We start from the raw sequence: 12823 nt of genomic DNA on the forward strand, positions 1-12823 counted from the left end.
GGGCGGCCGCACCCGCGGCATCGGTCTGGCGTCCTCGGTCACATGGGGCGGGGGCGCCGCCAAAGCGAGCGCGGGACGGCCGGAGCCGTCACGTCCGCTGCGCTGCGGACCGAATCGCCATGAACCGGGTGGGCAGCCGGCATGCGGTCCGGTCGGCCGCCTTGACCGCAGCACGGCGGGTCGCCAATTCTTCCTTCACCGATCGGCGGGCGGCCTGCTGCAGGCGTTCGCGCGGTCCTTGAGAAGGGTATTTTCCGATGGCGACGGTGAAAGTGACCGACGCGAGCTTCGAGCAGGACGTCCTCAAGTCCGTCGAGCCCGTGGTCGTGGATTTCTGGGCGGAGTGGTGCGGTCCCTGCCGGCAGATCGGTCCGGCGCTCGAGGAGATCGCGTCCGACATGCAGGGCCGCGTGAAGATCGCGAAGGTGAACGTGGACGAGAATCCCGGCATCGCCTCGCAGTACGGCATCCGCTCGATCCCGACGCTGCTGCTGTTCAAGAACGGCGAGCGGGTCGACCAGAAGGTCGGCGCGGCGCCGAAGGGCGACCTGTCCCGCTGGATCAGCGCGCAGACCGCCAGCGCCTGACGCGGCGACCGATCAGGACGAGCCCGCCTCCTCACGGAGGCGGGCTTTTTTCGTGCGCGTCGGTTTTTTCGGTGCGTCGACGGTGCGCGCAAAAAGAAAGCCCGGCCGTGAGGCCGGGCTTTCTCGCGTTTCGAAACCCAATTCGAATGATCGGAGCCGACCCCGGGCTCTGAGCGGCCCGTGGGTCGGAGGTCGGATCCTAGTAGGAGCCGAACTTGTAGTTCAGGCCTGCGCGGACGACGGCGAACTCGGTGTCGTTGCGGCGGGCGACGTAGCCCGGAGCGAAGAACACGGCGCCGGCGGCGTTGGTGGCGTAAGCGCCGTTCAGACGGTTGTTCTGATCGAGGTTCACGTAGAGGGCTTCGACCTTCACCGTCACGGCCGACGAGCGGAAGAAGTTCAGGAACGAGTCGGTCGGGAGGGCGTACTCGACGCCGCCGCCGGCGGTCCAGCCGGTCCGGAAATCGTCACGGCTGCTGTTCGGCAGGCCGAACTCGCGGCCACCGCCGGCGCCGTAGGCAAAGCCGCCGGTGCCGTAGAACAGAGCCTTGTCGACCGCGTAACCGATGCGGCCGCGCACGGTGCCGAAGAAGTCGAGGCTGGAGATGCCGTTCGGGCTGAACGCCTGGACGCCGGGCGCGAGGGCGAACCCGGGGGTGACGACGTAGCGGTTCCGGTTGCGGCCGAAGTCGACGTACTGGGCGTCCGCCTCGATACCGATCACGACGCCGGAGCCCGGGGTGAACTGGTAGTTGTAGCCGACCTGGCCACCGCCGGTGAACCCGTCGGTGGAGTTCGAGCCGCCGAAGGCGATCTGGGTCGGGACGGCGGCCGCGACGGCGGTGCCCGGAGCCACGTTCACGACGGTCGCGCCGGAGCGGTCGTTCGCGTCGAAGCCGTAGCCGGCGTTGATACCGAAGTAGAAACCGGTCCAGGTGAAGACCGGCACCGGCGTGAACACCGGCGGAGGCGCGCGGCGCGGCAGGTCGGCGGCCGAAGCGGCAGCGGTGAGCGCCGTGAAGGCGGCCAATGACGTCAGAAGCGTTTTCATGTTTTTTTGATCCCCAGCGTGTTGCCCGATCGATGCTGAGGATAAGTGATTTCCCACGGCCAAGATGTAACATCCGGGCCACAGCTGCCTGGTGTCTGCATTGTTGCGCCGATCGCGTGTGCTGTGCAGCAAAATAAGTCTGAGGTTTACCGCAGATCAACGCAAGGTCAGGTTGGCGGCGTGCCGTTGGCGGTCAGGACGGCGCCGACGAGGTAGAGCGAGCCGCAGATCAGGATCCGCGGCGGCTGCTCGAAGGCGATGTCGGCGACCATGGTCAGCGCCGCCTCGATGCTCGGCGCGATGCGGGCGCTGAGGCCGACCTGGGTCGCGATCTCCTCGACCTCCTCGGCGGGCCGCGCCGCCATCGATCCGGCGATCGGCACCGCGATCAGCGCGCGCGCCAGCCCGACGAAGTGGCGCAGGAAGCCCTCCGCGTCCTTGGTGCCGAGCAGGCCGACGATCAGGACCAGCGGCACGTCGCTGCGCTCGCCGAGGTCGGCCAGCGCCGTCGCGAGGATGCGTCCGCCGTCGATGTTGTGGCCGCCGTCGAGCCAGAGCTCGGAGCCGGGCGGCACCAGGGCCGCCAGCCGTCCGCGGGCGAGGCGCTGCATCCGGCCCGGCCAGTCGACGTTGCGCAGGCCGGCTTCCACCGCGCCGACGCCGATGTCGCCGAAGCCCGCCGCCCGCAAAGCTGCGATGGCGGTGCCGGCATTGGTGAACTGGTGGCGGCCGACGAGCTTGGGGCGCGGCAGATCGAACAGGTCCGTCTCGTCCTGGTAGACGAGGCGGCCGCTGTCCTCATGGACCGAGAAATCCTGGTTGCCGACCCAGACCGGCGTGGCGCCGACCGCCGCGGCGCGGCGGCACAGCACCGCGTCCGCCTCGGCGTAGTCCTGGGCCGCGATCACCGCCGGGCAGCCGCGCTTGAAGATGCCGGCCTTCTCGATCGCCACCAGCTCGACGGTGTCGCCGAGATACTCGGCGTGGTCGCGCCCGATCGGCGTGACGACCGCCGCCGCGACCGTGTCGATCACGTTGGTCGCGTCCACGCGGCCGCCCAAGCCCACCTCGAGCAGCAGAACGTCGGCCGGCGCCTCGGAGAACAGCAGCAGCGCCGCCGCAGTGGTGATCTCGAACACCGTGATCGGGTCGCCCGCGTTGGCGGCCTCGCAGCGCGCGAAGGCCTCGGCGAGCCAGTCCTCCGGGACGTAGTGGCCGCCGCCGATGCCGCCGAGCCGGATGCGCTCGTGGAAGCGCACGAGGTGGGGCGAGGTGTAGACGTGCGCGGCCAGGCCCCCGGCCTCCAGGATCGCCCGCATGAACGCGATGGTCGAGCCCTTGCCGTTGGTGCCGCCGACGTGGATCACCGGCGGCAGCCGGCGCTCGGGGTGGTTCAGGCGCGCGAGCAGGCTCTGGATCCGGCCGAGCGACAGGTCGATCGTGCGCGGGTGCAGGGCCAGGAATCGCGCCATCAGCGCATCGGAGGAATCCATGGGCGTGCGGCGCGTCAGGCGGGTTCGAGGATCGGTGCGGATGCGGCCGGCGCCGGCGCGGCGGGCGGGCTTACGTTCATCAGCAGGCCGCAGATCCGCACGATGGTGTCCTTCAGCGCGTGGCGGTGGACGACCTGATCGAGCATGCCGTGCTCGAGCAGGTACTCGGCGCGCTGGAAGCCATCGGGCAGCTTCTCCCGGATCGTCTGCTCGATGACGCGCGGGCCGGCGAAGCAGATCAGGGCGCCGGGCTCGGCCAGGTGCACGTCGCCGAGCATCGCGTAGGAGGCGGTGACGCCGCCGGTCGTCGGGTTGGTCAGCACGACGACGTAGGGAAGCCTTGCCGCGCGCAGGCGCCGGATCGCCACGGTGGTCCGCGGCATCTGCATCAGCGAGAGGATGCCCTCCTGCATCCGCGCGCCGCCCGAGGCCGCGAACATCACGTAGGGCGTGCGCTTCTCCAGCGCCGTCTCCGCGCCGCGGATGAAGGCCTCGCCCGCCGCCATCCCGAGCGAGCCGCCCATGAACGCGAAGTCCTGGACCGCCAGCGTCATCGGCTGGCCGCCGACCCGGCCGAACCCGACCTTGAACGCATCCTGCATCCCGGTCTTGGTGCGCGCCTCCTTGAGGCGGTCGGCGTAGCGCTTCTCGTCGCGGAACTTGAGCGGGTCGACGGCGACCTCCGGCAGCGGCACGTCGATCCAGGTGCCCTCGTCGAACATCATCTTGAGACGCGCGCTCGCGCTCATCTTGAGATGGTGCTCGGAGCCGGGGATGACCCAGTGGTTCCCCTCGACTTCCTTGTGGAACACCATCTGCCCGGTATCCGGGCATTTCACCCAGAGGTTCTCGGGCGTCTCGCGCTTGAACAGGGTCTTGATCTTGGGGCGCACGACCTCCGAGATCCAGTTCATCGGTTCGACCATCATGAAGCGCCCGTCCGGTTCGATCGGGCCGACATCGTCGATCGGCCCCGCGTAGCTCAGGCTTGCATATCGGGGCCGGTGCCCCGGTCGGCCAGTGCCGTCGGCGTCAGGCCGCGCGGGCCGAGGCCGAGCGCACCCCGGCGGCGAGCTCGCGCACCAGCGTCGAGACCGCCTCGACGCTGCCGCCGGTGGCCTGGCCCGCGCCGTCGAGCGTCCGATGCAGCGCGTCGACGAGCGCCGAGCCGACGACGACGCCGTCGGCGCCCTTGGCGATGGCCGCGGCATGCGCCCCGGTCCTCACGCCGAAGCCGACCACCACCGGCAAGGCAGTGTGGCGGCGGATGCGCCCGACCGCGGTGCCGACCGCGGCGAAATCCGGCGTCGCCGTCCCGGTGATGCCGTTGATCGACACGTAGTAGACGAAGCCCGCGGTGTTCGCGAGCACGGCCGGCAGGCGGCGCTCGTCGGTGGTCGGCGTCGCCAGCCGGATGAAGGCGAGGCCCTTGGCCAAAGCCGGCAGGCAGAGCTCGTCGTCCTCCTCCGGCGGCAGGTCGACCACGATCAGCCCGTCGATGCCGGCCGCCGACGCGTCGTCGAGGAAGCGCGCGACGCCGTAGGTGTGGATCGGGTTGAAGTATCCCATCAGGATCACCGGCGTCTCGGCGTTGCCGGCGCGGAACCGGCGCACGAGGTCGAGCGTCTTCGCCACGCCCTGGCCGGCCTTGAGCGCCCGCAGGCCCGCGGCCTGGATCGCCGGGCCGTCGGCCATCGGGTCGGTGAAGGGAAGGCCGAACTCGACGATGTCGGCGCCCGACGCCGGCAGCGCCTCCAGCACCTTCAGCGAGGTCTCGGGATCGGGATCGCCCGCCATCACGTAGGTCACGAGGGCGGCGCGGCCTTCCGCGCGGCAGCGGGCGAAGGTGGCGTCGATGCGGGCGGCCATGGTGCCTGTCCGTTCCTGGTGTCGAAGAAGGAGATCGCGAAGGGATCGAGGAGCGATCGAGGGTTGGCGGACGGGATCGCCCGAGGGGTTGGTGCCGCGCCTACACCATCGGCGGCGGCCCGTGAAGCGGAGGCGGTTTGGCGGCCCGTCCTCGCGTGCGCGAGGCGGCCGAGTGCGCATGCCTCGAAAGCGGGCATGGACGTTCGCGCGCCAGCCGCCCATTGTGCGGGCAGGCGGGAATACTTTGCACACTATTGTGGCAGATCAAGAAAAATCCTAGGTCTCGAATCACGGTCGCCAAAGATCGACAATCGAATTCGAGGATACGCCATGACCAATCCTTCCGAGATCAAGAACCGCTTCCACGCCAGCCTCGAGGCCTCCGAGGCCCGCGAGAACGGCTTCCGCAGCCGTCTGCTCGCCGAGGGCGCGCGCGCGCTCCAGCCGGTGCTCGGCGTCCTGACCCTGATGTCCGAGGTGCTCGACGAGCGCGACAACGTGCACGGCAGCATCACCGGCCTGGATTGCGCGATCGACAGGGAAGAGTTCGTCACCCTGCGCGCGGTCCTCAGCGGCACCTCGCAGCCCGAGCAGCGGATCGTGATCAAGTACGGCCCCGAGCTCGGCGGCCGCAACCTGATCTCGGTTTCCGGCATCGGCCAGGCCTACGCCGAGAAGCTCGTCGCCAAGACCCATTGCGCCGCGAGCCTCGGCCGCTCGGTCGGCAGCGACCTGCAGCTCGACGTCGCCCGCGCCGAGGACCTCGCCGAGGTCGTGCGCGAGATGGTCGAGGCCTACTTCGTCGGCCAGGCCCAGGTGCCGGTGCAGCACCATGCCGGCGCCATCGAGGGCCACGCCCGCTACGCCGTGCAGTGATCCCGCGCCGCAAGGCGCCCGCCCGACCTCCGCTCCGGCGACGGTTCCCCCGTCGCCGGAGCGTCGGCGCGTCCTATCTGCGTGACGACGCAGCGTGTCCCGGCCCCTGCCGGACCCGCGACCCCCTCACGCATCGCCCCGGTTCTCAGGGCGCACGGGACGCTCCGCATGGCTTCCATGACCACCCCCGTCTGGTTCATCACCGGCTGCTCCACCGGCTTCGGCCGCGACCTCGCCCGCGCCGTGCTCGCCCGCGGCTGGCGCGCGGTGGTGACGGCCCGCGACGTCGGCCGCGTCGCCGACCTCGCCGAATCGTCCGGCGACCGCGCCCTCGCGCTCGCCCTCGACGTCACCGACCAGGGCCAGGTCGACGCCGCGGTCGCAGCCGCCCACGCGGCGTTCGGCCAGGTCGACGTGCTCGTGAACAATGCCGGCTACGGCTACCAGGCCTCGGTGGAGGAGGGGGTCGAGGCCGAGATCCGCGCGCAGTTCGACGCCAACGTGTTCGGCCTGTTCGCGCTGACCCGCGCGGTGCTGCCCGGGATGCGGGCGCGGCGCAGCGGCCGCATCCTCAACATCACCTCGGTGGCCGGCTTCATCGGGTTTCCCGCATCCGGCTACTATTCGGCGAGCAAGCACGCGGTCGAGGGCTGGTCGGACGCGCTCGCCGCCGAGACCGCGCCGCTCGGCATCAAGGTGACCTGCATCGAGCCGGGCCCGTTCCGCACAGACTGGGCCGGGCGCTCGCTGAAGCAGACGCCGAGCGCGATCGCCGATTACGCCGAGACCGCCGGCGCCCGCCTCACGGCGACGTCCGAGAAGAGCGGCACCCAGGCCGGCGATCCGGCCCGCGCCGCGGAGGCGATGATCCATGTCGCGGAGATCGAAGATCCGCCGCGTCACCTCGTCCTCGGCGCCTGGGGCTACGATGCGGTGACCGCGAAGCTGAAGGCGCGGCTCGCCGAGATCGAGGCCTGGCGCGAGACCAGCCTCGGGGCGGATTTCCCGGCGGGCTGACGCGGTCTCGCGTCCATTGGCGCAACCTCCGGTTAAGCGCCCTTGCAAACCCATCGTTCAGCCTCTGCTGCGATGGTCGCTCCGCCCGGACGCGTCACGCCGGGGGAGATCCGCATGGACCCCAGGGACCTCGTCGTCGCGCTCGCGCTCCTCGTCGCCATCGCCAGCCTCGCCTTCGCCTGGGCGCGGCGCGGGCGGGCGGGCGCCCTGGACGACGCCGAAGACCTCCACGACCGGATCTGGCAGGTCTCCGAGAGCGAGGACCGCTACCGCGCCCTGGTCGAGGCCACGACCGATGTGATCGTCCAGCGCGACGCGGCCGGCCGCATCACCTTCGCCAACGAAGGCTACGCCGCGCTGTTCGACCGGACGCCGCTCGCGATGATCGGCGCGACCCTCGATCTCCAGGTGCTCGAGACCGCCGGCGCCGAGACCGGCCCGGACGGCGTGCGCCGGAGCGAGGCGCGGGTGATGCCGGCCGACGGCGTGCCGCGCTGGTTCGCCTTCGTCGAGGTGCCCGTCGCCCGCGGATCCGAGCCGATCCAGTGGCTGCGGGCCGGCCGCGACGTCACCGGCCGGGTCGAATCGGCCCGCGCCCTTGACGTGGCGCTGTCGCGCGCCGAATCGGCGAGCGTCGCCAAATCGCGCTTCCTCGCCACCGTCAGCCATGAGTTCCGCACGCCGCTCAACGGCATCCTCGGCATGGCCGACCTCGTCCTCGACACGAGCCTCGACGGCGAGCAGCGCACCTACGTCCAGGCGGTGCGCACCAGCGGGCAGGCGCTGCTCGCGCTGATCGACGGCATCCTCGACTTCTCCCGCATCGAGGCCGGCCGCATCGACCTCGCCGCCGAGCCGTTCGACGTCTCCGCCACCGCCGAGGCGGTGGTCGAGCTGTTGGCGCCGCGCGCCCAGGATAAGGGCATCGAGATCGCCCTCGACGTCGCCGACGGCGTGCCGGGCCTGGTGATCGGCGACGGCGACCGGGTGCGGCAGATCCTGGTCAACCTCGTCGGCAACGCGGTGAAGTTCACGCAGGGCGGCGGGGTCGGCGTCAGCGTGGCGCAGACCGACGGCGCGATCGTGCTCGCGGTCGCCGATACCGGGCCGGGCATCGCCGACGACCGGGTCGGATCGCTGTTCGAGGAGTTCGAGCAGGGCGACGGCAGCGCCAGCCGCAGCCACGAGGGCACCGGCCTCGGCCTCGCCATCACCCGCCGCCTCGTCCTGCGGATGGGCGGGCGGATCGAGGCGGAATCGAAGCTCGGGCGCGGCTCGACCTTCCGCGTCGTGCTGCCGCTGCCGGCGGCCGAGCATCAGCCCGCCGCCGTGCCGCGCCCGGTGCTCGCCGCGCGCAAGGTGCTGATCGTCGCCGATTCGCCGTTCCAGGCTCCGTTCCTCGCGCGCAACCTCGCCCGCACCGGCGCGTCCGCGGTGGTGATGCCGAACCTCAAGGATGGGCTCGATGCGCTCGCCGGCGTCGGCTTCGACGCGGTGATCGCCGACCGCGCGCTCGGCGACGACGCCGTGCGGCGCCTCGCCGACCAGGCCAAGGCCTGCGGCGTGCGCTGCAGCCTCGTCCTGCTCTCGCCGTTCGACCGGCGCGAATTCGGCGCGCCGAATGCGGCCGGGTTCGATACCTACCTAATCAAGCCGGTGCGCGCCCGCTCGCTGTTCGACCGCCTGCTCGCGCCCACCCCGCCGGCCGAGCCCGCGCCCGAAGCGGCCAACGCCGCGCCCGTGCGCGCGGGCACGGGCCTGCGCGTGCTGCTGGCCGAGGACAACCCGATCAACGCGCTCCTGGCGACCAAGGCCCTGGAGCGCCTCGGCGCCGAGGTGGTGCACGCGGCCGACGGGCTCGAAGCCCTGGCCCGCCTCGCGGAGGGCGGCACGTTCGACCTCGCCCTGATCGACATCCGCATGCCGAACTGCGACGGCCACGAGACCGCCCGCCGCATCCGCGCCGCCGAAGCCCGCGGCAAGGGCGGCCGGCTCCACCTGGTCGCGTTGACCGCCAACGCGGGCCGCGAGGACGAGAAGGCCGCGCGCCGGGCCGGCTTCGACGGGTTCCTGGCCAAGCCCCTCGACCTCAAGCTCCTGCCCGGCCTGCTCGAGCGGCGCGTCGCGCGGGCGGCTTGACGGACGCGTCCCCCCGCGCGAACACCGTCGCCATGCCTTCCGACACGCCCGCCGACCTGCCCGCCGACCCGCACCCGACGTCCCGCGACCCCGGCGGCCTGGCCGCCTGGGGCATCGCCGCCCTCGTCGCGGCGACGGTGCTGCTCGGCGTGCTCCTGCCCAACCGCGCCTCCCACGGCCCGGCCTCGCCGGTCGACGACGCGACCTGCGCCGAATGGGGCGACGGCTGCCGCGTCTGCCGGCGGCTCGCCGACGGGCCGGCCTGCTCGCTGCCGGGCATCGCCTGCACGCCCGGCCCGCTGCAGTGCCTGCATCGCGTCGGCGGTTGAGGCCGGACGCCGAGTCGCGGCCCGTCTTCCGCTTCGCCCCGAGCCCGAACGGCCGGCTGCATCTCGGCCACGCCTATTCCGCGCTGCTCAACGCCGCGCTCGCGTCCCGCACCGGCGGGCGCCTGCTGCTGCGGATCGAGGACATCGACCCGACCCGCTCGCGACCCGAGCTGATCGACGCGATCGGCGCCGACCTCGCCTGGCTCGGGCTCTTCTTCGACCCACCCGTCCGCCGCCAGTCGCAGCACATGCCGGACTATCGCGCCGCCCGCGACGGGCTGATCGCGCGGGGCCTGGCCTATTCCTGCTTCTGCACCCGCGGCGACATCCGCGCCGCCGCCGGCGGCAATGCCGCGCGCGACCCGGACGGCGCGCCGCTCTACCCCGGCACCTGCCGGGCGCTCGATCCTGAGACCGCCGCCGCCCGCCGCGCCGCCGGCGAGCCGCACGCCTGGCGCCTCGACATGGCCCGGGCGATCGGGCAGGCGCCGGGCCCTCATGTTTATACGAATCTGGCGCTTCTCCCTCCCCCCGACGGATCTCGGGCTTGCCCGGGATCCGCACCTTGCGCACCCAAGTCGGGCAGGACCGACTTGGGTGCGGGGGAGGGTGGGCCTCGCGTCGGCGAGGGTCGGGAGAGAGGAGCGCCGGATCCGGCATCGTCGCACCCCTCTCCCGACCCGCTTCGCGGGCCACCCTCCCCGCTTCAGGGGGGAGGGGAGGGCGCGTTTCACGAGATGGTCCGGGTCGTTGATCCCGCCCGCTGGGGCGATGCCGTGATCGCCCGCCGCGACGTGCCGACGAGCTACCACCTCGCCGTCGTGGTCGACGACGCGCACCAGGGCATCACCCACGTGGTCCGCGGCCGCGACCTCGAGGCGGCGACAGACCTGCACGTGCTGCTCCAGAGGCTGCTCGGCCTGCCGACCCCGCGCTACCACCATCACGCCCTGGTCCTCGGGCCGGACGGCGGAAAGCTCGCGAAGTTGAAGGGGTCTGAGACGCTCGCCGACCGGCGCGCGCGGGGCGAAACACCGGAGACGATCCGCGCGGCGCTCGGCTTCGCCTGAAGCGCCGGCTCGCCGCGGGAAGGCCGCCTCAGCGCACCGCCGCGTCCCGCTGCGCCATCGCGGTGGCGCTCTTCGACTTCTGCATCACCGCGTCGATCTGCTCGCGCTGGCGCTTGAACTCGGCGAGCATCCGCCCGTCGAGCTCCCGCCCGCGCGGCACGCGGATCTTCATCGGGTCGACGAAGTGGCCGTTGATGATCACCTCGTAGTGCAGGTGCGCGCCGGTGGAGAGCCCGGTGGAGCCGACATAGCCGATCACCTGGCCCTGCCGCACCCGCGCGCCTTCGGTGACGCCGCGCCCGAACCGCGACATGTGGTTGTAGGTGGTGACGTAGCCGTTGATGTGCTGGATCTCGACCCGGCGTCCGTAGCCCGAGGTCATCTCGGCCCGGATCACGGTGCCGTTGCCGGCTGCCACGATCGGCGTGCCGATCGGGTTCGACCAGTCGACGCCGGTGTGGAGCTTGGCATAGCCGAGCACCGGGTGGCGGCGGTAGCCGAAGCCCGAGCGCATGATCCCGTCGGCGATCGGCTTGCGGATCAGGAACTTCTTGAGCGAGCGGCCCTGGTCGTCGAGGTAGTCGATCGAGCCGTCGTCGGGCGACTGGAAGCGGTAGACCTTGCGGCTCTCGCCGCCGAGGTTGAGCGAGGCGTAGAGCAGGTCCGGCCGGTCGGCGCTGGCGCCGGCATCCTCGTCGTAGGTGTAGAACACGTCGAGGCCGTCGCCGGCCGAGATCCGCCGCTGGAAGTCGAGATCGTAGCTGAACACCCGCACGATGTCCTCGACGGTCGCCCGCGGCAGGTCGTGCCGGGCCGCGGTCTCGTAGAGGCTCTGGTAGAGGCGCGGGCCCGAGCCGCCGTCCTCGTCCTCGTCCTCCGAATTCTCGGCGCTCGCGGCGGGCTTCTGCGAGGGCGTGTCCTCCGGCGGTGGGGCCACCGAGACGAAGGCCCCGCGGTCGTTGATCGCGGCGATCCCCTCGATCCCGCCCTCGCCGTAGAGCACCACGCGGGTCACCTGCCGCGGATCGCCCGGCTTCGCGCCCGGCGCGATCTGGAGCCGGAACTGCTGGCCCTCGGCCAGCGCGCCGGTCTTGGCCTTGCCGCCGAGCGCCGTGACGATGCCGCGGATCTGGTCCTCGGAGGCGAAGCCGGTGGCGCGCACCACCGCCTCCAGCGTGTCGCCGCGCTTCAGGGCGAGGTCGCGCTCCTCGACGATCGGCGTCTCGTTGGGGCGCAGCTCGACCTTGGCGAGCTTGGTCACGTTCTCGGGGACGACCAGCACCTCGATCGACTTGAACGGGTTGCCGTCGGCGGCATTGCCGGCCTTGGGGCCGCCGTCCTTGGCCCCGCCGTCGAAGTCGGGTGCCGTCGCGCCCTGGAGCGTGCGCGACAGGAGGATCTGCGGCGCGATCGGGATCGCGGTGCGCCGGCCGGCCTCCGCGGTGCTGCGGCGCTCCTCCTCGACCTGCGCCGTCACGTCGTCGTCCGACAGCGCGGCCGCCCCGGCCTCGACCGCCGCGTCGACGAGCTCGCGCTTGACCACGCTGACCTCGGCGCCCGGCGCGTCGGCGGAGCCGGCATCGGCGGCGCGCTCGAGCGGCTCGTCGGACACGAACTTCATCGGATCGAATTTCGGGATGTCGCCGGCGAACACCCCGGTCGACATCGAGAGCGCCGTGGTGATCCGGACGAAGGGCCGGACCTTGATGATCTCGCGATCGCCGAGCCGCACCGTCACCGGGGAGCGGAAGCTCTGCTTGGCCGAGGCGATCATGAGGTTGCGCACGAGCCGGTCGCCCTTGCGCGCGAGATTGGCGCCGCCCTCGCTCGGCTGCGGCCGGGCGGGGATGCTCACCCGCTCGGGGATGGCGGCGAAGGAGGCCTCGCCCTGCAGCGAGACGTGGAGCGCCGCGCCGATCAGCGCGGCCCCGGTCAGGCCGGTGAGGGCGGAGGCGCAGAGCCAGCGCAGGTTCACCTCGCGCCGATCGATGCGCGTGGCATCCGATCCGAGCAGGTCGAGGGCGGGCTGGATCCCGTGGGCGTAGCCCGGCAGGGTCCACGGGCCGCTGGCCTCGCCGATCTTGAGACTGTCGCGGTTCACCAAGAGCGCCTTGTCGGAGGAGGGCGGCATCGCAGCCGCCAAGACATCAGCATGTCGAAGGGCAGCATGTCGAGATTGAGGCGCCTCGCGCGCGAGCGCGTTTCCCCTCCCTGCGGTCGAGCGGATCCCCTTCACCCCCGAAACGCCGAACGCACCCGTCTCAGGATCGTTGGAGGGCCGTCCGGGCGGCCTGTCGTGGTTCTGTCGTCGAAATCGGAGAAAGTTCCGTTTTGGCTGTTGACGGGCTGCTGGGTGGTCCGTATACCCCTGTTCATCGAGACGGGGCGGCGG

11 protein-coding genes are annotated in these 12823 nt (G+C 71.8%); 6 read left to right on the plus strand and 5 right to left on the minus strand.

Annotated features, from left to right (window positions below; translation table 11 throughout):
• The first annotated feature begins 257 nt into the window (after positions 1-257).
• Positions 258-587 carry a thioredoxin gene (gene trxA / locus MKK64_RS23225; protein ID WP_147751865.1) on the plus strand — a complete coding sequence of 110 codons (330 nt, stop codon included), beginning with the start codon at positions 258-260 and terminating at the stop codon, positions 585-587.
• A 199-nt stretch (positions 588-786) separates the two neighbouring features.
• On the opposite strand, the gene MKK64_RS23230 is transcribed toward trxA, so the two are convergent.
• The 4 genes from MKK64_RS23230 to trpA form a co-directional block, all read right to left on the minus strand.
• On the minus strand, positions 787-1638 hold the full coding sequence (locus MKK64_RS23230) for an outer membrane protein (RefSeq protein ID WP_147728404.1): 852 nt from the start codon (positions 1636-1638) through the stop codon (positions 787-789).
• A gap of 167 nt (positions 1639-1805) precedes the next feature.
• A complete protein-coding gene (locus tag MKK64_RS23235; protein WP_243937810.1) occupies positions 1806-3131 on the minus strand; it encodes a bifunctional folylpolyglutamate synthase/dihydrofolate synthase in 1326 nt (441 codons plus the stop codon).
• A gap of 14 nt (positions 3132-3145) precedes the next feature.
• Complete coding sequence (gene accD / locus MKK64_RS23240; RefSeq protein ID WP_147728406.1) at positions 3146-4057, minus strand: acetyl-CoA carboxylase, carboxyltransferase subunit beta; 912 nt, start codon at positions 4055-4057, stop codon at positions 3146-3148.
• 106 nt (positions 4058-4163) lie between these two features.
• Positions 4164-5000, minus strand: a complete 837-nt coding sequence (gene trpA / locus MKK64_RS23245; RefSeq protein WP_243937627.1) for a tryptophan synthase subunit alpha — start codon at positions 4998-5000, stop codon at positions 4164-4166.
• 330 nt (positions 5001-5330) lie between these two features.
• Between trpA and MKK64_RS23250 the strand changes: the two genes are divergently transcribed.
• The 5 genes from MKK64_RS23250 (at position 5331) to MKK64_RS23270 (ending at position 10431) form a co-directional block, all read left to right on the plus strand.
• Positions 5331-5876, plus strand: a complete 546-nt coding sequence (locus MKK64_RS23250) for a hypothetical protein (RefSeq protein WP_243937819.1) — start codon at positions 5331-5333, stop codon at positions 5874-5876.
• 168 nt (positions 5877-6044) lie between these two features.
• The gene (locus MKK64_RS23255; protein WP_243937821.1) at positions 6045-6893 is read left to right on the plus strand and encodes an oxidoreductase; all 849 of its coding nucleotides are present in this window, start codon (positions 6045-6047) and stop codon (positions 6891-6893) included.
• A gap of 114 nt (positions 6894-7007) precedes the next feature.
• Positions 7008-9032: an ATP-binding protein gene (locus tag MKK64_RS23260; RefSeq protein WP_243937829.1), complete on the plus strand. Its 2025-nt coding sequence runs from the start codon at positions 7008-7010 to the stop codon at positions 9030-9032.
• 32 nt (positions 9033-9064) lie between these two features.
• Positions 9065-9361 carry a hypothetical protein gene (locus tag MKK64_RS23265; protein ID WP_243937831.1) on the plus strand — a complete coding sequence of 99 codons (297 nt, stop codon included), beginning with the start codon at positions 9065-9067 and terminating at the stop codon, positions 9359-9361.
• Positions 9358-10431: a glutamate--tRNA ligase family protein gene (locus MKK64_RS23270; protein ID WP_243937832.1), complete on the plus strand. Its 1074-nt coding sequence runs from the start codon at positions 9358-9360 to the stop codon at positions 10429-10431. Before MKK64_RS23265 ends, MKK64_RS23270 begins: the two co-directional genes overlap by 4 nt.
• A gap of 28 nt (positions 10432-10459) precedes the next feature.
• On the opposite strand, the gene MKK64_RS23275 is transcribed toward MKK64_RS23270, so the two are convergent.
• Positions 10460-12532, minus strand: coding sequence for a M23 family metallopeptidase (locus MKK64_RS23275; protein ID WP_243937845.1), 2073 nt, complete (start codon positions 12530-12532; stop codon positions 10460-10462).
• Positions 12533-12823: the final 291 nt, after the last annotated feature.

The sequence above is a fragment of the Methylobacterium sp. E-025 genome (assembly GCF_022829705.1).
Classification (GTDB): Bacteria; Pseudomonadota; Alphaproteobacteria; order Rhizobiales; family Beijerinckiaceae; genus Methylobacterium.